This window comes from Natroniella acetigena (genome assembly GCF_023227745.1).
Taxonomy (GTDB): domain Bacteria; phylum Bacillota; class Halanaerobiia; order Halobacteroidales; family Halobacteroidaceae; genus Natroniella; species Natroniella acetigena.
Genome location: NZ_JALKBX010000027.1, coordinates 1 through 20,631, shown reverse-complemented (window position 1 = coordinate 20,631; position 20,631 = coordinate 1). Strand labels below are relative to the sequence as shown.

19 protein-coding genes are annotated in these 20,631 nt (G+C 33.8%); all 19 read right to left on the bottom strand.

The features are described 5' to 3' along the window. Nucleotides 1-4: 4 nt before the first annotated feature. On the bottom strand, nucleotides 5-628 hold the full coding sequence (locus tag MWH25_RS07380; protein ID WP_248627009.1) for an MBL fold metallo-hydrolase: 624 nt from the start codon (nucleotides 626-628) through the stop codon (nucleotides 5-7). 14 nt (nucleotides 629-642) lie between these two features. After that, nucleotides 643-2,799: a RelA/SpoT family protein gene (locus MWH25_RS07375; RefSeq protein ID WP_248627008.1), complete on the bottom strand. Its 2,157-nt coding sequence runs from the start codon at nucleotides 2,797-2,799 to the stop codon at nucleotides 643-645. Nucleotides 2,800-2,829: 30 nt separating this feature from the next. Next, a complete protein-coding gene (locus MWH25_RS07370) occupies nucleotides 2,830-3,342 on the bottom strand; it encodes an adenine phosphoribosyltransferase (RefSeq protein WP_248627007.1) in 513 nt (170 codons plus the stop codon). Between the two features lie 46 nt (nucleotides 3,343-3,388). Next, on the bottom strand, nucleotides 3,389-6,931 hold the full coding sequence (gene recJ / locus MWH25_RS07365; protein ID WP_248627006.1) for a single-stranded-DNA-specific exonuclease RecJ: 3,543 nt from the start codon (nucleotides 6,929-6,931) through the stop codon (nucleotides 3,389-3,391). A 91-nt stretch (nucleotides 6,932-7,022) separates the two neighbouring features. Beyond that, on the bottom strand, nucleotides 7,023-8,693 hold the full coding sequence (locus MWH25_RS07360; RefSeq protein ID WP_248627005.1) for an ABC1 kinase family protein: 1,671 nt from the start codon (nucleotides 8,691-8,693) through the stop codon (nucleotides 7,023-7,025). A 77-nt stretch (nucleotides 8,694-8,770) separates the two neighbouring features. Further along, nucleotides 8,771-9,136 carry a phasin family protein gene (locus MWH25_RS07355; protein WP_248627004.1) on the bottom strand — a complete coding sequence of 122 codons (366 nt, stop codon included), beginning with the start codon at nucleotides 9,134-9,136 and terminating at the stop codon, nucleotides 8,771-8,773. A gap of 259 nt (nucleotides 9,137-9,395) precedes the next feature. Beyond that, nucleotides 9,396-10,256, bottom strand: a complete 861-nt coding sequence (secF, locus tag MWH25_RS07350) for a protein translocase subunit SecF (protein WP_248627003.1) — start codon at nucleotides 10,254-10,256, stop codon at nucleotides 9,396-9,398. Between the two features lie 5 nt (nucleotides 10,257-10,261). Next, nucleotides 10,262-11,482 (bottom strand): protein translocase subunit SecD, encoded by a 1,221-nt coding sequence (secD, locus tag MWH25_RS07345; RefSeq protein WP_248627002.1) that lies wholly within the window; start codon nucleotides 11,480-11,482, stop codon nucleotides 10,262-10,264. A gap of 98 nt (nucleotides 11,483-11,580) precedes the next feature. Beyond that, nucleotides 11,581-12,246: an HD domain-containing protein gene (locus tag MWH25_RS07340; RefSeq protein ID WP_248627001.1), complete on the bottom strand. Its 666-nt coding sequence runs from the start codon at nucleotides 12,244-12,246 to the stop codon at nucleotides 11,581-11,583. Between the two features lie 91 nt (nucleotides 12,247-12,337). Then, nucleotides 12,338-12,889 (bottom strand): signal peptidase I, encoded by a 552-nt coding sequence (lepB, locus tag MWH25_RS07335; protein WP_248627000.1) that lies wholly within the window; start codon nucleotides 12,887-12,889, stop codon nucleotides 12,338-12,340. A 17-nt stretch (nucleotides 12,890-12,906) separates the two neighbouring features. Then, nucleotides 12,907-13,188: a preprotein translocase subunit YajC gene (gene yajC, locus MWH25_RS07330; protein ID WP_248626999.1), complete on the bottom strand. Its 282-nt coding sequence runs from the start codon at nucleotides 13,186-13,188 to the stop codon at nucleotides 12,907-12,909. Nucleotides 13,189-13,258: 70 nt separating this feature from the next. Further along, entirely contained in the window at nucleotides 13,259-14,383 is a 1,125-nt protein-coding gene (gene tgt / locus MWH25_RS07325) for a tRNA guanosine(34) transglycosylase Tgt (protein ID WP_248626998.1), read from the bottom strand. A 144-nt stretch (nucleotides 14,384-14,527) separates the two neighbouring features. Continuing rightward, nucleotides 14,528-15,553 carry a tRNA preQ1(34) S-adenosylmethionine ribosyltransferase-isomerase QueA gene (gene queA / locus MWH25_RS07320; RefSeq protein ID WP_248626997.1) on the bottom strand — a complete coding sequence of 342 codons (1,026 nt, stop codon included), beginning with the start codon at nucleotides 15,551-15,553 and terminating at the stop codon, nucleotides 14,528-14,530. Further along, nucleotides 15,543-16,769 carry a SpoIID/LytB domain-containing protein gene (locus MWH25_RS07315; protein WP_248626996.1) on the bottom strand — a complete coding sequence of 409 codons (1,227 nt, stop codon included), beginning with the start codon at nucleotides 16,767-16,769 and terminating at the stop codon, nucleotides 15,543-15,545. Before MWH25_RS07315 ends, queA begins: the two co-directional genes overlap by 11 nt. A gap of 15 nt (nucleotides 16,770-16,784) precedes the next feature. Further along, nucleotides 16,785-16,985, bottom strand: coding sequence for a DUF2905 domain-containing protein (locus MWH25_RS07310; protein ID WP_248626995.1), 201 nt, complete (start codon nucleotides 16,983-16,985; stop codon nucleotides 16,785-16,787). After that, nucleotides 16,982-17,977, bottom strand: coding sequence for a Holliday junction branch migration DNA helicase RuvB (gene ruvB / locus MWH25_RS07305; RefSeq protein ID WP_248626994.1), 996 nt, complete (start codon nucleotides 17,975-17,977; stop codon nucleotides 16,982-16,984). The genes MWH25_RS07310 and ruvB overlap by 4 nt, the downstream gene beginning before the upstream one ends. A 231-nt stretch (nucleotides 17,978-18,208) precedes the next feature. Further along, nucleotides 18,209-18,802 carry a Holliday junction branch migration protein RuvA gene (gene ruvA, locus MWH25_RS07300; RefSeq protein ID WP_248626993.1) on the bottom strand — a complete coding sequence of 198 codons (594 nt, stop codon included), beginning with the start codon at nucleotides 18,800-18,802 and terminating at the stop codon, nucleotides 18,209-18,211. Nucleotides 18,803-18,905: 103 nt separating this feature from the next. After that, nucleotides 18,906-19,550: a BofC C-terminal domain-containing protein gene (locus tag MWH25_RS07295; protein WP_248626992.1), complete on the bottom strand. Its 645-nt coding sequence runs from the start codon at nucleotides 19,548-19,550 to the stop codon at nucleotides 18,906-18,908. Nucleotides 19,551-19,762: 212 nt separating this feature from the next. Further along, a complete protein-coding gene (locus MWH25_RS07290; protein ID WP_248626991.1) occupies nucleotides 19,763-20,527 on the bottom strand; it encodes a YebC/PmpR family DNA-binding transcriptional regulator in 765 nt (254 codons plus the stop codon). Nucleotides 20,528-20,631: the final 104 nt, after the last annotated feature.

Genomic DNA, 20,631 nt, shown 5'->3' with positions numbered 1-20,631 from the left:
CTTCCTAAATATAAGAATTTTTCTCTTTAGCCTCTTCTAAAGTTGAACTTGGCCCATGACCAGGATATAATTTCAAATCATCTTCTATTGCTAAAATTTTAGTAAGCGATCTCTTCAAAGCTTGATGAGAACCTTGAGGCAGATCAACTCTACCAATTCCCATCGCAAATAAAGTATCTCCACTAAATAGATTATCATCCAATCTTAAACAAATACTACCAGGCGTATGTCCTGGTGTATGAAGTACTTCAAAAGTTAAGTTTCCAACCTCAATCCGTTCACCTTCCTGTAGTAAACGATTTGCTGAAGGACTTTCTAGCTCTTTACCTGCTTGCCCAATAAAAAAAGAGAGATTTAAATCCGGATTCTGTAAAAATTCAACATCATCTTGATGAATTAATAATTCAGCATCGGTAGCTTCAATAATATCCAAATTAGCTCCAATATGATCACTATGTCCATGTGTATTAATTACATACTTGACCTGTAAGTCATTAGTATTTACAACTTCCAAGATCCTATCACCTTCAGCTCCAGGATCAATTACTACTGCTTCTTTAGTTTCCTCATCTGCAACAATATAACAATTAACATCTAAATTACTAACTGTTAACCCTTTAATAAACATCTGTCATCCTCCTTTTAAGCTGGATTAGCTCGTTGAACACTGAGTACTCCTTCTATCGCTTCTAACTTATTAATTATATCTTTCATATGTTCTAGACTGCTGATTTGTAAAGATAACTTAACATAAGCTAACCTATCTCTAGTTGTTCTTGCATTGGCTGAAGTAATATTTATTTTAGCTTCTGAAATTACTGCTGTCACTTCATTCAGTAATGAATGCTCATTTAATGCTTCAACTTCAATCTCTACTTCATAAGAAGTTTCTTGATCTACATGCCACTCTACATCAATAATCCTTTCTGGTTCTTGATCATTTAAATTTTCTAAGTTTGGACAATCAGACCGATGAACAGAAATCCCTCGCCCTCGCGTAATATATCCAGAAATTCGATCTCCAGGAACTGGATTACAACATTTAGAAATTCTAACTAATAAATCATCCATTCCCTTAACTTTAACCCCTTTATTTCTAGCTCGATTACTGATGCTCCCTCTTTTTTTAAGCTTTTTTAATTCAGTTTTAGGAGAAGGAGTTTTCTTTTGAGGTTTTAATTTTTTTACTATATCCAAAACTGAAACTTTATTATATCCAATCTTAGCATATAGACTCTCAACTGTAGTAGCTCCTATCTTCTCTGCTATCTCTTTTAATTTTTTATTTTTTTCTGCTTCCTTAAGATTAACATCTTCTTTATTTAATCTTGCTTCTAGCATTTCTTTGCCCTTAGCTGCAACTTCTTCTTTTCTTTGATCTCTAAACCAACGTTTAATCTTGCTTTTGGCCCGTGAAGTTTTAACAAACTTCAGCCAATCTCGACTTGGCCCGCTATTAGCAGAAGTTATAACTTCAATTATATCGCCATTTTTTAACTTATACTCTAAAGGAATCATCTTCTCATTAACCTTGGCCCCTACACAATTATGACCAATTTCTGTATGAATATTGTAAGCAAAATCTACAGGGCTGGCCCCTTTAGGTAAAGAAACAACATCCCCTTTAGGAGTAAACACAAAGACCTCATCCTCAAATAAATCGATCTTCAAAGTTTCCATGAATTCCTTAGCATCATGTAAATCCTTCTGCCATTCTAACAATTGGCGTAACCAAGATATCTTCTTTTCAAAATCCTGCTCTTTTTGATTTCCTGCTTTATAACGCCAATGAGCAGCAATTCCATATTCAGCTGTCCGATGCATTTCCCAGGTTCTAATCTGAATTTCTAATGGCTCACCCTTAGGGCCAATCACTGTTGTATGTAGTGATTGATACATATTTGATTTAGGCATTGCTACATAATCTTTAATTCGCCCTGGCATTGGATTCCACAAATCGTGGATTAATCCTAAAACTTGATAACATTCTTTAACTGAATTAACAATTACTCTTAAAGCTGTTAGATCATATATTTCCCTAAATTCTTTATCTTGTTTGACCATCTTTTGATAGATGCTATATAAATGTTTCGGTCTGCCATATATTTTAGCTTTAATTCCTACTTCAAGTAATTTATTATTTACTTGATTAATAGCATCTTCTATATAGCCTTCTCTCTCTTCCCTATTTTTTGCCACTTTATTAACTAATTCATAATATTTTTTAGATTCCAGATGCCTAAAACTCAAATCTTCCAATTCCCATTTCAAACGTGATATCCCTAACCTATGGGCCAAAGGAGCATAAATCTCAAGAGTTTCAGTTGCTTTAATCTTCTGTTTTTCCTTCGATAAATATTGTAATGTGCGCATATTATGCAATCTATCAGCCAACTTTATTAAAATCACTCTGATATCTTTAGCCATAGCCAAAAACATCTTTCGTAAACTCTCAGCTTGATGCTCTTCTCGTGATTTAAAATCAATCTTACTAAGTTTAGTTACTCCACTAACAAGCAAAGTAACTTCTGCACCAAATTTTTCTTCTAACTCTTCCTCAGTTACTTCTGTATCTTCCACTACATCATGTAACAATGCTCCTACTATTGAAATTACATCCAACTCTAATTCAGCCATTATCTGGGCTACATTCAGGGGGTGACTAACAAAGGGCTCCCCTGAAACTCTATATTGCCCTTGATGACAATCTTTAGCATAATAATAAGCTTGTTTTATTAAATCTAAATTAGGATTTTCAGTATATGATTCTACCTCCATTAATAATTTTTGTAGAGACATCTATATGCTCCTCCATATTTTTAAGGTTGCTTAATCAATAATCAATGAAAAGACTTCATAATCTTTTAACTTCTCTCTACCATCTAAGTCTGCTAATTCCATTAAAAAAGCAACTTCTGCAATTTTTCCACCTAACTCTTCTATTAAGTCCAATGTAGCTTTGACAGTTCCCCCTGTTGCTAACAGATCATCTACAACTAAAATTTTATCTCCAGTTTCAATAGCATCCTTATGTAATTCCAAAGTATTGCTGCCATATTCTAAATCATATTCAGTCTTAATAATCTCTCCAGGCAATTTCCCTTGCTTTCTAACAGGAATAAAACCTTTATTTAACTCCAAAGCTAGAGGAGCTCCAACTAAAAAACCACGTGCTTCAATTCCTACAACATAATCTATTTCTGTCTCTTGATATCGTTGAGCTAATTGATTAATTGCCTCCTGATATGATTCTGGATCTTTTAATAAAGTAGTAATATCTTTAAATTGGATCCCTTCTTTTGGAAAATCCGGGATAGTTCTAATTTTATCTGCTAAATTCAAATTTCTTCTCCCCTTTCAATTAAATATCCTTTTTAAAATATTAGACTCACTTAATTAAATTTGATAACTTTTCTACTCTCTTTGCCAAAAATCTTTCTTTGAAAACCTTAAACCTTTTTTTCTCCTTAACACCTTCATTATAACGCATTGAACTGGTTAAGTCTAGTTTAGCCTCAGGCTGCGGATGTAATTTAATCCTAATTTTAGACTGCTCTTGCTTAATGATACTTAATAACTGCAATTCCATAAATATATCTAATCCAGCTAAGATAGTATCAACTGTAATATTCTGTTCTACCTTCTGTAACAGCAAGGCAACTAACTCTTGTTCAGTTACAACAACTTCTCCTTGCTCGTTACTTTCTTTAACCAGTAATATATATAGCTGGGCCAACAGCTCACGACCAGGATTTATTTCTTCTAACAAAAATTGATTATTTTCTAAATCCTGTTCTTGGTACAACAAGTGAGCTGCAAGCTGATCTTCACTATTTGTAACTTGAGCAATATAATCATTAAATTCAAATTGATTAAAAGGTGGTTGCACAAAAATAATATGATTAACCCCTCTAATACCTCCAGTCAAACTAAGTGGCTCAGTAGCAACAACCACTTCTATCTCTCCAACTTGAAACTTATCTTTAATTCTATTTTTTTCTGCCGTAGTTAAAGCGGAATGATAATACATAATCTTAGTAGCTAACTGCGGGTTGTTGATCCTTAACTTAACAGCGAAATCTATACTCTCTTGTTGCTGTTTAACATAGATAATCTTCTTTCCTTCTTGATTAATAACTTGATTAGTGTAACCTACTTTATCAGAATAATTCCTCTTATCTAGCAATTGAAACTTAGTGGGTTCAGCATCAACAACCTCTATTTGAGCAATTTTTAACTCGCTAATTAACTTCTCTTTTAACTCAATTTTCAACTCAGTCATCAATGCTAAAACTAATGGATTATTAAACAGTGCCCTTAATTTCAAAACTGTTTGCTGTAGTTGCTGAAACTGACTTGGAGATGAGTTAAGTTCAAAATTATAATCTATTGCTAACAAGCCAACCTCATTTTTAATTTTCCCTAAATCTTCTAGATATGCTTCAACAAATTCAGGAGTAACTAGCAAAAGATCAAGTTGACCCGTATTTAATCTGGACTTTAATTCTTCTTTTTCAACTAAATTCAAAGAAGAATAACCCTTAAAAATTTTAAGTCCTCCAGAAGATAATTGATGCTTTAAAAATCGATATCGCTGAGCAACTAACCTCTGAAATGGAAGCACTACAACTACAATTTGGTCAAACTTAATAACTTTACTAGCGAGAACTTCTGCTAAAGTAGCCAAGTTAACCTGTCCAGCCGGCCAGACTGCTAAAGTATTTTGCTCATTAATCAAGTGATCATAAATCTTTTCTTGCTGAGAATCAACAAAGCTTGGAGCAGTTATATTTTTTCTCACCTCAGCTAAATTTTGTTGTTCACTTTCCAGTCTAGCCTTAATTTCTTGGTGCTTATCTTTTGCTTGGTAGATAAAAAGCTTTACTTGCAATCCATTATTATTATCTATTATTTGAGATACAACAATATTATAGTTGATTCCCACAATAAGAAAAGGGGTTAACTGACCACTCAACTTCTCACTCAAATGACCAATTATCTCCTGTTCAGGAGTCAATACCTTGATTAATGAAGTATCTACTTTAGAAGTTAATAATAATTTATCCCCTATTGATAGGCTTTTTATCTTCTGAGATGAAATTTCAGATGATGGTTTAATAAACTCAGTATAAAAATTTTCTGTTCTAGCTGTTTGAACAGCATCTGCTCTTCTTCCTTTAACAAACATTTCAGTTACAAAATCAGTTTGCGGAATTTTAAAATCTTTAACCTTTAGCTGTAATGAGCTATTTCCCTGCCACTGATTAATCTCTACATTAAATAACAACTCCAGCTCTTGCTTCTGTTCTATTAAATCAGTTTCTAATTCGGCTTGATTAAAAGCAATCGCATCAATTACCTCTCCTGCTGAACTTACAGTTAACTTAAGGTGTTTATTAGATTTTCCTACTGCTCTAAAACTTTTCACCTCAACATCTTTACTTGCTAGTATCGGACGAGGATTTCGTAACCCAAAAGGGGCCAACTGCTCTAATTTATTGACCAAAGAAAAATCAAGTTGATCAAATTTCACTTCAGCATCAATCTTCAAGACTGGAATTAAATCACTGGCTTCCAATTTTTGCTGAATATAACTATTTAGATTAGCTCGTAACTTTTTAATATTTTCTTCAGTAATGGTTAATCCAGCTGCTTGCTTATGCCCGCCAAATCGTTCTAGCAATTGCTGATTGTTCAATAAAGCTTCATGAATATCAAACCCTTTAATACTTCGTCCCGATCCTTGCCACTTTCCAGTACTATCTTGAGAAATTAAAATAGTAGGACGATGATACTTTTCACAAATATCAGAAGCTACATTCCCAGCAATACCAGGGTGCCAATCTGGTGAAGCAAGAACAAGAAACCACTCTTCTTCCAAATTTAATTGCTTAATAACTACTTCGGCTTCTTCAAACATCTGTTGGCTTATCTGTTGGCGTTGCTCATTTAGTTGCTTTAATTCTTTAGCTAAATTTCGGGCTTCTGACTCTTCTTGAGCTAATAACAACTCAACTGCCAAAGTTGGATTTCCTATCCTACCTGCTGCATTAATTTTAGGGGCCAAATTATATCCTACTCTCCCTGTATTAATCTCTTTATCAGTCAACTGAGAAACTTCAACTAAAGCAGCTAAACCCAATTTTGCTGTATTCTTAATCTTACTTAATCCATGTTTAACCAAAATTCTATTTTCTCCTACTAAAGGAACAATATCAGCCACTGTCCCTAAAGCTACTAAATCTAAATATTCTGCACATAATATCTTCAAATCATCATTTTCTTTTACCTCTAATTCCAGAGCAGAAACTAATTTAAATGCAACTCCTACCCCTGCTAATTCAGCAAAGGAGTAAGAGGAATCATCTCGCTTAGGGTTAATAATTGCTACAGCATTAGGGAGCTGATTAGGAACTTGATGATGGTCAGTAATAATCAGATCCAATCCCAATTGATTAGCATACTTTATCTGTTGGTGAGCTTTAATTCCACAATCAACAGTAATAATTAAATCTGTACCTTTGTCTGCTAGCAATTCTACAGCCGTTAAATTTAAACCATATCCTTCTTCTAGCCTATTGGGGATATAATAATCAACCTTAGCTCCCAACTTTTTTAAATAATCTACTAATAATGATGTTGCTGTAATCCCATCAACATCATAATCACCATAGATAACTATCTGTTCATTATTCTTTATAGCAACTTTAATTCTAGCAATTGCTTGCTTTATATCTGGTAATAAGAAAGGATCATTTAATTTTTCTAAATCAAAATCTAAAAACTCCTCTACTTGTTGAGGAGTCTTTAAACCTCTATTAACTAATATTTTCGCTATAACTGGATCTAATTCTAACTCCTTGATTAATCTATCAATAATTTCCTGTTCACCATCTTTTACTTTCCATTTCGCTCCCCGTTTACTTAACATCTGAACCCCCCATTAATTCTATTGAAAATTAAATAGCCTTGATATAGATTCTAGAATCAAGACAGATTTCCTGCTTAAACTACAATTTAATCTAAAATCTACCTGAACGAATAATAGAAATTACTAACCAAATCCCTAACAGAGTTGCTATTAAGTAACCTGATATTCCTATAATTGGATATCCTAAAAAAGTAGCTCCCCGATCAGATAACATAATCAAAGAAGAACCCACAACTAAAGCTGAAATAATCATTGAAACAGATAATCTGTTAGTTATTATATCCAATTTAGATATGAGTCGTTTAATCCCGATATGATGTAATGTTATTTCTAAGTTATCATTTTCAATCAATTTAAAAATATTATGTAACTCTTCAGGCAACTTCAATAAACTGATTAATAAATCTTCAACTTCACTAAAAGCATCGCGAATTAAACGCTTAGGTTGTAACCTGTTTTTTATTATTTTATAAATAAATGGTCTAGCAACCTCTAAAATATCAAATTCTGGATCTATTTCTGTGACAACTCTTTCGACTGTCATTAAAGATTTACCTAATAATATGAACTCTATTGGTAATTTTATCTTATATTTAAAGGCTAGTTCTAAGAGCTGATTTAGAACAGGGGCCAATTCAATCTCTTTTAAAGATAAACCATAATAACTATCTACCAGTTTATAGAAATCCCGTTTTAAAGACTTGATATCTATTTCTTGAGTTATCATTCCTAGCTCTAATAACTCTTCAATCGCTTGTTCAATATTTTTTTTAATTAAAGCTATGAATAAACTAGCAACTTTTTCTCTATCTTCTTGATTCATTTGACCTACCAAACCAAAATCAATTAAAGCTAATTTATAATCTGGAGTTATTAAAATATTACCAGGATGAGGATCGCCATGAAAGAAGCCATCAATTAAAATCTGTTTAAGAAAAGATTTACTAATTAGTTTAGCCAAATAACCTTTTTTCGATTCCTCAGTTAGATTATTTATTTTAATTCCATCTATAAATTCCATAGTTAACATTCTTCTAGTCGTTAAATCCCAAAATACTTCAGCAATTTTTACATTAGCTTCTTGAGCAAAATTATTACTGAATTTAGTAGCATTTTTAGCTTCAGTCCGATAATCCAGCTCCTGTTTGATATACTTTGAAAAATTATCTACAATTTCAACCGGATCAATCAACCCTTCAATAAAGACTCTATTTTTTAATAACGTAGCTAAATTAGACATAATCTCCAGATCGGTTTCAATCTTACTTTCAATATTTATTCGCTGAACCTTAATCACTACCTTCTGTCCATCTTTTAAGATAGCTTTATGAACTTGTCCAATTGAAGCACTAGCTAAAGGAAGCGGAGAGATCTCTCTAAAATATTCTTTATATCCAACATCTAACTCCCCTTCTATCTGTTCTAAAACTTTATCAAATTGCATAGGCGGTACTTGATCCTGTAATTTCTCTAATTCTTCAATATAACGTTTCGGAATTAAATCAGGTCTAGTACTCAATAATTGACCAAGTTTAACAAAAGTTGGCCCTAACTCTTCAAGTACATTCCTGATTCTAATCGCTTTAGAATCCTGATTAGAAGTAGAAGAATCTAATTTTTTGATTCTTTTGCTCAAAGGAACAAATTGATATAAATCCATCACTTCTATCAAATAGCCAAAACCATGCTTAATTAATACTTCTGCTATCCCTCTATAACGTTTAATATGCCTATAACGCTTACTAATTCTTCGAAAAAACATAACTCCACCATCCCACTTTATAATCAATCAAATTAATAAAAAGGGCTAGATATAATTACCTAACCCTATAGATAAACTTAATTATTATCTATTACTTCTATGCTTTTTTCTCCATTAGAATTTACTGCCTCAATCTCTTCTTCTAAAGCTTGAATATGTAGCTCTAATTGCTCAACCTTTCTTCTTAATGCTTCTAGTTCCCCTTTTTTAGCAAAACCGGTCTTAGTTAACTTCTTTTCTACCTCTAATGAAATCTTTTCTTTCATTTCTTTCCTTTGTTGTTGAGCTTTATTAATCATTTCATCTACTAATTGCTCTGCTTCTTCACGATTGACAGCACCTTCCTCAATAAGCTCCTGAACCATATCTTCTACTTTTTCCTTTGTAAATAACAAAGCACCTAGTCCAGTAACCATTGTCTCTTTAAAGAGTTTTATCATCAACTCCACACCTCCAATATTTGTAATTTATTATATCATATCCCTTGACCTTTGCCAACTTCTAAAAAGTATTATTCCCTATTCAACAAACTTTTAATAAACAAGGAACAAAATGACCTTCGGTCATAGTCTAAGTCTAAGGCTAAGTCTAAGGTTAAGTAGACCATTAAAAATCTTAAAAATAAAAGTTATCCACAATCTTTTAAAAAATAATTTCATAAACAATAAAAACCTCAGTCTTAATTAAGACTGAGGTTTTTATTTAAGCTTTAGCTTCATTTCTGTTAGTCCACTCTACTAAGACTGGACTAGCTACAAAGATAGATGAATAAGTTCCTGCTAACATACCAACTAGTAAAGCAATCATGAAATTCTGAATAGTTGTCCCACCTAAAAATAAAATTGCTAAAATAGGCAATAAAGTTGTTATAGATGTGTTTATTGAACGCGGTAAAGTCTCTACAACAGCTCCATTAGCTGACTCCTCAAATGTCTCTTTTCTACTAGCAAAATTCAATTTTTCTCGAATTCGATCAAAGATTACGATCGTATCATTGATTGAATAACCAATTATTGTTAACAAAGCTGCTATCAATGGCTGATTAACTTGACGACCTAAGATTGAAAAAGCTCCAACTACAATCAAGACATCATGTAATAAAGCTATAATAGCTGCCATAGCAAACTTAAATTCAAAGCGAACACTAATATAAATCACAATAGCAATTGCTGCTACTAATAAAGCCAATAAAGCCCCTCTACTTAATTCTTGTCCAATTGTAGGGCCAACAACATCGGTCCTTAACATAGTTGCAGTTGGAAATTCTTCTTGAACTCTATTCTGTAAATTAGTCAGTTCTTCATGTTCTAGTTCATCTGTCCTGATTAAGATACCACTATCTTCAACTTGCTGAACAACACTTCTTTCTTCTAAATAAAATTCAGCTAAAATCTCATTAATTTCACGAGTCTCTACTCTATCTTCAAATCCAAACTCTATAATCGTACCACCAATAAAATCTATTCCCAAGTTCAACCCTTGCGTTAATAATGAAATAAGTCCGATTATAATCAAAACTGTTGAAATTGACATCCATATCTTTCTCTTTCCTATAATGTCCACATTAGTTACCTCCTTGACAGAGCAAAAATCTTCTCATTATCTACTAATTTTGTATCTAAAACTAAATCCATAATCAGTTTAGCTACAATAATTGCCGTAAACATACTAGCAATAATTCCAATACTTAAAGTAATCGCAAAACCTCGAATAATACCTGTCCCAAAATAAGCCAAAATAGCTGCTGTAATCAAAGTAGTTACATTAGAATCTAATATCGTCTTAAATGCTCGTTTAAATCCGGTATTGACTGCTGTCTTTAATCTCTTGCCAGCTCTATATTCATATTTAATTCTTTCAAAGATGATCACATTAGCATCTACTGCCATTCCAATAGATAACAGCAGACCACCAATTCCTGGTAAGGTCAAAGTAGCATTCAATCCTGCTAAAATACCTAATACAATAATACTATAAATTATCAAACTGATTGCTGCCACTAAACCAAGTAATTTATAGCTAAAGATCATAAATAAAACTATTAATGATAACCCAATCAGTGCCGCTCTAACACTCTGGTCAATTGCAGTAGCTCCTAAAGTTGGCCCTACTGTTCTATTTTCAATGATCTCAATTGGAACCGGCAAAGCCCCTGCTCTCAACATTAAAGCAGTCTGTTGTGCTTCCTCAATAGATTCAAAGCCAGTAATTTGACCTTCTCCTCCAGGAATTTCCTCATTAACTACTGGATTGGTCAATAGCTCCTCATCAAGATAAATTCCTATTCTACGCCCAATATTCTGCCTTGTAATTTCAGCAAATCTTCGTCCACCCTCTCCTGTCATTTCAAAAGAAATGATTGGACGATTAAACTGTGCCTCATGACCTGCTCTAGCATCACTTAGATACTCTCCAGTCATTAAGACTTCCCCTTCTTCATTCTTAAACTGAAGCTGAGCCGTTCTACCAATCGTCTCAATTGCTTGATTAGGATCTTCTACTCCAGGTAACGCAACAATAATCCTACGCTCACCTTCACGCTGAACAATTGGCTCAGCTAATCCCATTTCATCAACTCGATTTTGAATAACACTCATAGATCTTCTCATTGCATCATCATCTACTCTAATATCTTCAGTATCTTGTGCCTCTAGAGTAACTTGTGTACCCCCTTGTAGATCTAAACCTAAATTAATACTTTCATTTAAAGGATACAGAAAATATGCTGATAATACTAAAATTATTAGCACACTTGCTAATCTTAACATCCTTTTTTGCTTCCAAGTCATAGTTAGACTCCTTTCTTCCAGTAACTCTACCTTGAATTTATATTCTCTACCGCTCTAATTATATCTTTTCTTAAATAGCTTGTCAATTTAATCAACAGTTATAATAAATTAACATCATTAATAATTAACTTAAAATCACAACCCAAAGCTTCAACAGCTTTGCGAGTCATTAACATTCGGGTTAAAAAGATTTCAAAATATTCCATAACAATACTCACTTCTGTATCAATTTCTAATTCTAATGAAATGCTCTTGTTTTCTTGATCAACCTCAACAAACGATTCTTTAGCAGCATAATTAACCCGATCATGGATATCAAAAGTAGCAACATCTTTATTACGCACTCTAGTATAATGAACATCAGACTTATCAGCAATAATTAAAGCAGCAGCAACTGAATTAACAGGATTCCCACAACCTTCATCATGATTTCCAATTGCTCCAATAATCAGACTGATTTCATCATAACTCATCTCTAAGTCATCCAAAAATCTTTCAACTAAGAAAGCAGAAGAATGGGCATGCCTTTCTCTATTAATAACATTTCCAATATCATGTAGATAACCAGCAATTTGGGCCAACTCAACCATTCTTGGTGAATAATCAAGCTCTGATAAGATATTCCCAGCAGTATAAGCTACTAATCCTGCATGCCGAAACCCATGCTCTGTAAATCCCATCTCTTTTAAATGCTGATCTGCTTGCTTGATATATGCTCTAACCTTCTTATGTTGTTTGATATCCATTACCGTGATTTTTCCCATAATTCTCCTCCTTGTTTTAAACTAAATCTGTTCCCCTGTTGCAAAAAAGCTACCTTTAATTAAAGGTAGCTTTTAAAATTATCATAGTAGTTTATTGTTCAAGCTCAGGATAAGAAGTATTTTCTAATAGCCTAATTCGATTTAAGGGCCAATAGACCCAAAAAGCCTTCCCATCTATTGCATCATATGAGACATAGCCCACTAAAGATTCCATCCTGCTATCTGAACTGTGATTTCTATTATCTCCTAATGCAAAGACATGTTGATCAGGAACTTGATAAGGCCCATAACTACCTCTCATTTCTTCTGGAAGATAATCTTCATTAATTTTTGTTCCATTAATAATTAATTCTCCAGAATCAATCTTAATTTGATCACCTGGTAGTCCAATAATTCTCTTTATGTATCTATGGTTGGGGTTTTGTTTTGGTTCTAAAACAATTATTTCACCACGATCAGGCTCTCTAAAATTATAAATGAATTTATTAACAAACAATCTCTCTCCACTATTTAATGTAGGATCCATCGAATGTCCTTGCACAACAAAGGATTGGACTACAAAAGTTATAATGAAGAAGGCCAAAACTCCTGCAATCACTACTGATTCAATTAATTCCTTAACTCCTTCTTTGGTTACTAACATAATGGCCTCCCAGTTTCTTAATTTTCTATACTACCCGTATTTTCACTATTCATTCTACCTATTGCTCTTCTGCTAATTTCAATCTCTACTTCAGGAGCGATCTCTAATTTTAAGTCTTCTTCATCAATAGCAGTAATTAACCCCTTAATTCCCCCAATTGTAACAACCTGATCTCCTATGTCCAACTTTGATAACATCTCCTGATGTTCCTGTTGCTTTTTCTTTTGCGGTCGAATAAACAAAAACCAAAACACAGCAAAAATAACTACCCATGGTACTAAGCTAAGCAAAAACTCCATCATTATTCCCCCTTGTTTTTTACATTTCTATTTTTATATTCATTATTTCCTTAATAAATCCTTTATTTAATCAATTCTTTTCCTGCTTAATTCCATATTTTTGATAAAATTCTGCTCTATAATCTAAAAATTCATCATTTTTAATACTCTCTCTTATATTATCCATCAAGTTCGTTAAAAAGTAGAGATTATGATAAGTAGTTAATCTAATCCCTAGTACTTCTTTTTGCTTAATCAAATGCCTAATATAAGCTCTAGTATAATTTTGACAGACATAACAATCACATTCAGGATCCATTGGAATAAATTGTCGTTTATACGTCGCATTTCTAATCGTTATTCGCCCCTGACTAGTAAATACCGCTCCATTTCGTGCTACTCTAGTCGGAAAGACACAATCGAACATATCTACTCCTCGCATCACACCTTCAAATAGATCAAAAGGTGTTCCTACTCCCATTAAATAACGCGGCTTACCTTCTGGTAATAAATCCGGAGCATAATCTAATACTTCTAACATCTCTTCCTTAGGCTCCCCTACACTCAACCCTCCGATAGCATAACCTGGTAGATCAAACTCTACTATCTGGCGGGCACTCTCTTTTCTCAATTCTTGATACATTCCTCCTTGCATAATTCCAAATAAAGCTTGGTCTTGACGTTGATGCTGTTCAATACATCTTTCTAGCCAGCGTGTCGTCATCTCTAAAGAATCCTTAACATAATCTTGATCAGCTTCATAAGGCGGACATTCATCAAAGGCCATAATAATATCAGCACCTAATGCTTCCTGAATCTCAATTGAACGCTCAGGACTGATAAAATGTTCAGAGCCATCTAAATGTGATTTAAAAGTAACCCCTTCTTCAGTAATTTCATTCATATCACTCAAACTGAAGACCTGAAATCCTCCACTATCTGTTAAGATAGGTCGATCCCAATTCATAAACTGGTGCAGACCACCTGCTTCCTCGATCAGTTCATGACCAGGTCTCAAATAAAGATGGTAAGTATTCCCTAAAATAATTTGAGCATTAATCTCCCTTAATTCTTCTGGCGTCATCGTCTTAACTGTAGCTTTCGTTCCCACAGGCATAAAGACAGGTGTCTCAACCTTACCATGTGGGGTAGAAAACTCTCCCACCCTTGCTTTAGTATCTTGACATGTTTTCTCTAATTTATATTCAAAAGTCATTTAATCTAACTCCCTCCAGTAAGTTCAATTTACAGTGTACAATTTACAATGTACAATTAAAATTCAAATTGATAAACTGCTCTTTATATTTTACGAATTATTTTTTTATCTATTCACTATTAAATATTCAATATTAATTGCCTTTTATAAAATGATCATTCCATCGCCAAAACTATAAAATCTATACTCTTCTGCTACTGCTTGTCGATATGCTTTTAAAGCTAATTCTTGGCTAGCAAAAGCACTGACTAGCATTAATAAAGTAGATTGCGGTAAGTGAAAATTAGTAATTAAGGCGTCTACTACTTTAAATTCATAACCAGGATAGATAAATATATCGGTCCACCCCTTCTCTGCCCTCACAATACCATCTTCATTAGCTACAGTCTCTAAGGTTCTAGTAGAGGTTGTCCCTACACTGAGCACCTTCTTACCCTGCTCTTTAGTCTGATTGATCATTTCAGCAGCTTCTGGGGATACTTCGTAATACTCAGAGTGCATATCATGCTCTTCTATATCATCTACTTTGACAGGTCTAAAGGTACCTAACCCAACATGCAAGGTAATATCGACAATATTAACCCCTTTAGCTTTAATTTCATCTAACAATTGATCAGTAAAATGAAGACCAGCAGTTGGGGCTGCAGCAGCTCCCCTCTTTTTAGCATAAACGGTTTGGTATTTATCAGCTTCTTCTAACTCTTTAGTAATATACGGTGGTAGAGGCATATTGCCTAACTTATCTAATATCTCTTCAAAAACACCTGTATATTCAAATTCAACTACTCGACCACCAAAGTCAGTCTCAGCTTTGATCTCAGCAACCAATTCTCCATTCCCAAAGACTACTCTAGTACCTACTTTAACCTTACCATTAGCTTTGACTAAAGTTTCCCAAGTATCAATTTCAACTCGATTTAATAATAAAAGTTCAACCTTACCACCTGTCTCTTCCTTATGACCAAATAAGCGGGCAGGAATAACTTTAGTATTATTTCTGACTAAGGTATCTCCAGCTTCGAAATAGTCGATGATCTCTTTGAAAATTCTCCCTTCAATCTCTTCTTGTTCTCTATTAATTACCATCAATCTAGATTCATCTCTAGGTTCCATTGGTTCTTGAGCAATTAATTCATCTGGTAATTCAAAATCAAAATCTTTAACCTTCATCTGCAATTCCTCCACTATCTTCTTTATTTTCTCCTATTTCAATATCTGTATAATAATGTTTTAATATTTCTCGATAATTGGCCCCTGCTAAAGCCATTTGATATGCTCCCCACTGGCTCATTCCTACACCATGTCCCCATCCATAACCCTTAAATAGATAGCGTCCTTGAGGAGTAAAATTATACTCTTGGTCAAGCCAGCTAAAATTAAAATCAAATCGATCATTAAATCCATTAAATTTTAAAACATTTTCCCCTATAATAGAAAAATTAGTACTCTTTAACCCTAACCAAAGCCTAAAATGCGAGTTATTGATAATATGGTCATCATTTTTAGCATGAATTTTAACCTCTTTACCTCTTCCTGACGGACCAACACCCTTTAATGAAATCCCTTTCAGCTTAGATATCTCCACTCCATTGGCCCTTAATAACTCTTCAAGCTCAGTCTTAGTATATTCCTTTTGCCAATTATAATGTGGGGATAGATTATCATTTGATGTTACACTTTGTAAATAAGGACTACTACCATTCCAGACAGTAGAGGCATTAGCAGTCTTACCTCCAGCAGTAGAATGGTAAACTGCCGAAATCAACTGCTCATCATATGTAATAACTTGGCCCTTAGTCTCTTCAACAGCCTTAATTATTCGCTCAGTTTCAGCACTCACTCCTCTATAAACTTGACAATTTACAGTATTACATAAATTATACCCTCTACTCTGATATTTATTTTGATTTCTTAAGGCATAAGTTCGAGCAACAATTGCCTGGGCTTTCAAAGCTTCCGTTGGCCAACTAGAAATCACTTCACTACCCACTACACTAGCTAAATAATCACTCAACTTAACATGATTAATCACAATCAATCCATCTGCAGTATTTAAAATTTCTATATCTCCACGATACCTTTGACCATCGACCCCAATTAACTCATCACTTTTAACTGTCCTAAAAAAAAGCCTCTCTTGCTTAAAAAAATCGGTACCATCTTTGCTCAAATAATCATCTTCTCTAGTGATTTTATATCTTGATTGAGACAATAATTCCACTTCATGATCTACATCTAAAAGTTTAAATCCTGATTCAGATTCTAAACTAACCTCTTCAACCCCATCTAACAGACCAATTTTAAGTACTTTCTCCTCAGCTTTGGCTGGAATTATAGCTACGACTACTAATACAACCACTACTAATACTAATAATTTAATTTTCAACTCAATCAAGCCCTTCTATTTTAATAATCTAAGTAATAAAGAAAGTATCACACTGACCAATATTGAAGTTGTAATCGGTAAATAAAGACTAAAACTTCCCCGTTGAATATGAATATCCCCTGGTAATCTACCTAAAGGAAAGCCCATTCTAACTATCAATCCTCCAGCAACCAATAAAACTCCTAACAAAATTAAAAGTCCTCCACCATCTCTCATCCTTCTGTCACCTCAATCCCTAAATGTTGATAAGCCAACTTAGTTGCTGTTCTACCTCGAGGAGTTCGATTTAAATAGCCAATCTGTAATAAGTACGGTTCATAGACATCCTCTATTGTCTCTTCTTCTTCACTGATTGCTGCAGCTAATGTTGATAAGCCAACTGGTCCACCAGCAAAATTCTTGATAATTACACTTAAAATCTTCCGATCAACCCTATCTAAGCCTAACTGATCAACTTCTAATCGTGCTAAAGACTGTTGAGCAATCTCTTCAGTAATGATCCCATCTCCTTTTACCTGAGCAAAATCTCTAACCCGTTTCAAAAAACGATTAGCAATCCTAGGAGTTCCCCGTGAACGCAGAGCAATCTCTTTTGCTCCTGCTGGCTCAATCCCTACTTGTAATACCTTCGCAGCTCGCATAACAATCTGTTGTAACTCCTCTGTTGTATAAAACTGCAACCGACTAATCACTCCAAACCTATCCCGTAACGGAGAAGATAGATTACCAGCCTTAGTCGTTGCACCAATCAAGGTAAAGTGTGGCAAATCCAACCTGACTGAACGAGCACTAGGCCCATTACCAATTACAATATCTAATGCATAATCCTCCATACTAGGATATAAAACCTCTTCGACAATCCGATTCAAGCGATGGATCTCATCTATAAATAAGACATCTTGTGGTTTAAGCTTGGTCAAAACAGCAGCCAAATCACCTGGCTTTTCAATAGCTGGCCCTGAGGTAGTCTTGATATCAACCCCCATTTCAGCAGAAATAATATTGGCCAATGTCGTCTTTCCTAATCCAGGAGGACCATATAATAAAACATGATCTAAAGCTTCTCCCCTTGCTTTAGCTGCCTGGATAAATATCTCAAGATTTTCTTTAACCTTCTCTTGTCCAATATATTCATTTAATCTATTAGGGCGTAAACTATATTCTAAGTCTTCTTCTTTTTGAGTCGGAGAAATAAATCTATCCTCCATCTATTCTTCACCCCCATTTCAATGTATAGTGCTCTCCCTACAAGTCTTATTAGACTTTCCGTAATAAAAACCATTTGATAAATTTAAGCCTATCACTACAGTACTTCGCAGATAACTAAATTTCTCTGCACCCCCGTCTTAATTGACAGTTTACAATTGACAATTAAATTCAAAATATTAAAATCAAAAGATTAAAAATTAAGGTTTAAAAGCTAAGAGACAATTAAATCTTTAGCTTAAATCAGCTAGGGCAGCCTTGATTATATCTTGCACATCCAATTCTTCATCTTTTTGAGATATTTTAAGTACTGCTTTACGTGCTTGACTCTGCTGATAACCTAAGCTAACCAATGCTTCAATAGCATCTTCTAATTCAGTATCAACCCCTGCTTGTGAAAAACTAGCTTCTTTTTCTATATTATCAAGCTCGACTTTTTCTTGCAACTCCAAAATCAACCGCTTAGCAGTCTTATTTCCTATTCCTTTCACCTTCTTTAATGTTGCGACTTCACCATTAATAATCGCCGCTTTAAAATCCCTGCTTGAAATAGTAGCTAAAATATTTAAAGCAACTTGCGGGCCAATCCTGGAAACAGTCAGTAACTGCCCAAAAGTTTCCATTTCTTGTAAAGTAGAAAAACCATACAGATTAATTTTATCTTCCCGAACATAATTATAGGTATGTATCTCAACCTTATTTCCTACTCCAGGTAATTTATGGCTTAAGCTAGCTGGAATATAAACTTTATAGCCCACTCCTCCTACATTAAGTACAATATAATCAATTCCTGTTCTAATTAACTCTCCCTCTAAATAAGCAATCATTACTTCTCCTCCTTAATCTACTCTCTTTGCTAACTTCAACACAGAGAATAAATTTTCCTGTTCAAAAGAAAAAACAGCCTGTAAAGACTGTTTACAACCATTATTAATCTCTAGCACTAGCAAACCCTTCTAGAATTCTAAGTAATTCCTCTTCATTCTCAACCTCTAATCCAGCTTGTAAGCTCTTAATATCTTTTTCTGAAAGATGTTCTACAGATATATCTTCTTTTACCTCCACTAACTCTTTATCTCCTAAAATATCACCTTTATAAATAGCTACATAACCATCTTTAACCCCTAAAAAGAGCTTCTTTTCTACCTCTTCCTCTAATTCTTCCTGCTCTAATTCCTCGTTAGACTGATCACTTTCTACTCGATTTGGTTGTTCTTCCTTAATCTCTTTGTGTTCTTGCTCGATCTCTTCAGTTAAGATATCTCCTGCATCAAGCTCCAACTCACCTTGTTGATTTAAATTTATCTGCCATTGTTGCTGATCTATCTCATTAAATTCTAACTGAAGTTCTTCTTCTGGTTTCAAATCAATAGAAGAATTTAACCTTTGCTCTATTTTATTTTGTTCTTCTTCAATCAAGTCTTGAAGTTGAAGCTCCTGCTCCTCTTCTGATTCAATTTCAGAAAGCTCCTGTTGTGGATTTGGTTCAGTTACATAATTTAATGTCACGTAAGTTAAACCAGCAATCACCAAAACTAACAAAGAAATTAATAATATACCACGCACCAATTTCATATTTAATCACCCTACTCCTAGTTACTAACTAGCATAACCAAACTCCAATTAAATTATTAGTTTATTAGGGTGATTTTTCCATCAAAGAATTGAATAGCTTAACTTCAATTGATAATTGATAGTTTAAAATTGATAGTTAGAAACCTTCAAAACCTTTAAATTTATGGGCTTGATCTTCAACTCTCAATTATCAACTATAAACTGAAGCTTTATTATATTTCATCTTCAATCTCTTCCATAATTTCATCAGGAATATCAAAATTAGCATATACATCCTGAATATCATCATGTTCTTCTAACTGCTCTATTAATCTCAATACCTTTTTGGCATCAGTTGAATTATCTAGTTCAATTTCATTTTGAGGAATCATAGCTATATCTCCACTATCAAATTTATACCCGTCTTCTTCCATCTTCTTTCTAACTTTTTGTAGTTCTCCAGCCGCTGTTAGAATCTCTACACTATCTTCAGCAATATTAATATCCTCTGCCCCTGCTTCTAACGCAGCAAGCATCAATTCATCTTCATCAATCTCAAATTGACTACGATCAATAATTAATTGCCCTTTACGATCAAACATCCAAGAGACACAACCATTCTCACCTAAGTTGCCACCATTTTTAGATAGTATATGTCTAATTTCAGAAGCAGCACGATTACGATTATCGGTCATAATATCCATATATAAAGCTACTCCAGCTGGAGCATAACCTTCATAGACAAATTGTTCATAATTGACCCCTTCTAAATCACCAGTTCCTCTCTTAATAGCTCTTTCAATATTATCCTTAGGCATATTAGCATCTTTAGCCTTTTGAATTGCTAAATCTAAATCATTGTTAATTTCCGGGTCACCACCACCCTCTCTAGCAGCAACGGTAATCTTTTTTACTAACTTAGAAAACAACTTCCCTCTTCTTTTATCTTCTTTTGCTTTCTTATGCTTAATATTGGCCCATTTAGAATGTCCAGCCATTAATCTCTACCTCCTTTGAATAAATATATAGACGTCCTATGTCAAGTAAAAATTTGGAACTTAATTTTAGGGTATAGTTTCCCCTAGGTCAATTTTTGAAATTT

What these genes read in the sequence shown, in the direction of transcription:
- MWH25_RS07380 (WP_248627009.1), bottom strand. Translation starts at nt 628, where the DNA reads ATGTTTATTAAAGGGTTAACAGTTAGTAATTTAGATGTTAATTGTTAT.
- MWH25_RS07375 (WP_248627008.1), bottom strand. Translation starts at nt 2,799, where the DNA reads ATGTCTCTACAAAAATTATTAATGGAGGTAGAATCATATACTGAAAAT.
- recJ (WP_248627006.1), bottom strand. Translation starts at nt 6,931, where the DNA reads ATGTTAAGTAAACGGGGAGCGAAATGGAAAGTAAAAGATGGTGAACAG.
- MWH25_RS07360 (WP_248627005.1), bottom strand. Translation starts at nt 8,693, where the DNA reads ATGTTTTTTCGAAGAATTAGTAAGCGTTATAGGCATATTAAACGTTAT.
- secD (WP_248627002.1), bottom strand. Translation starts at nt 11,482, where the DNA reads ATGACTTGGAAGCAAAAAAGGATGTTAAGATTAGCAAGTGTGCTAATA.
- MWH25_RS07340 (WP_248627001.1), bottom strand. Translation starts at nt 12,246, where the DNA reads ATGGGAAAAATCACGGTAATGGATATCAAACAACATAAGAAGGTTAGA.
- lepB (WP_248627000.1), bottom strand. Translation starts at nt 12,889, where the DNA reads ATGTTAGTAACCAAAGAAGGAGTTAAGGAATTAATTGAATCAGTAGTG.
- yajC (WP_248626999.1), bottom strand. Translation starts at nt 13,188, where the DNA reads ATGGAGTTTTTGCTTAGCTTAGTACCATGGGTAGTTATTTTTGCTGTG.
- tgt (WP_248626998.1), bottom strand. Translation starts at nt 14,383, where the DNA reads ATGACTTTTGAATATAAATTAGAGAAAACATGTCAAGATACTAAAGCA.
- queA (WP_248626997.1), bottom strand. Translation starts at nt 15,553, where the DNA reads ATGAAGGTTAAAGATTTTGATTTTGAATTACCAGATGAATTAATTGCT.
- MWH25_RS07310 (WP_248626995.1), bottom strand. Translation starts at nt 16,985, where the DNA reads ATGAGAGATGGTGGAGGACTTTTAATTTTGTTAGGAGTTTTATTGGTT.
- ruvB (WP_248626994.1), bottom strand. Translation starts at nt 17,977, where the DNA reads ATGGAGGATAGATTTATTTCTCCGACTCAAAAAGAAGAAGACTTAGAA.
- ruvA (WP_248626993.1), bottom strand. Translation starts at nt 18,802, where the DNA reads ATGATTGCTTATTTAGAGGGAGAGTTAATTAGAACAGGAATTGATTAT.
- MWH25_RS07295 (WP_248626992.1), bottom strand. Translation starts at nt 19,550, where the DNA reads ATGAAATTGGTGCGTGGTATATTATTAATTTCTTTGTTAGTTTTGGTG.
- MWH25_RS07290 (WP_248626991.1), bottom strand. Translation starts at nt 20,527, where the DNA reads ATGGCTGGACATTCTAAATGGGCCAATATTAAGCATAAGAAAGCAAAA.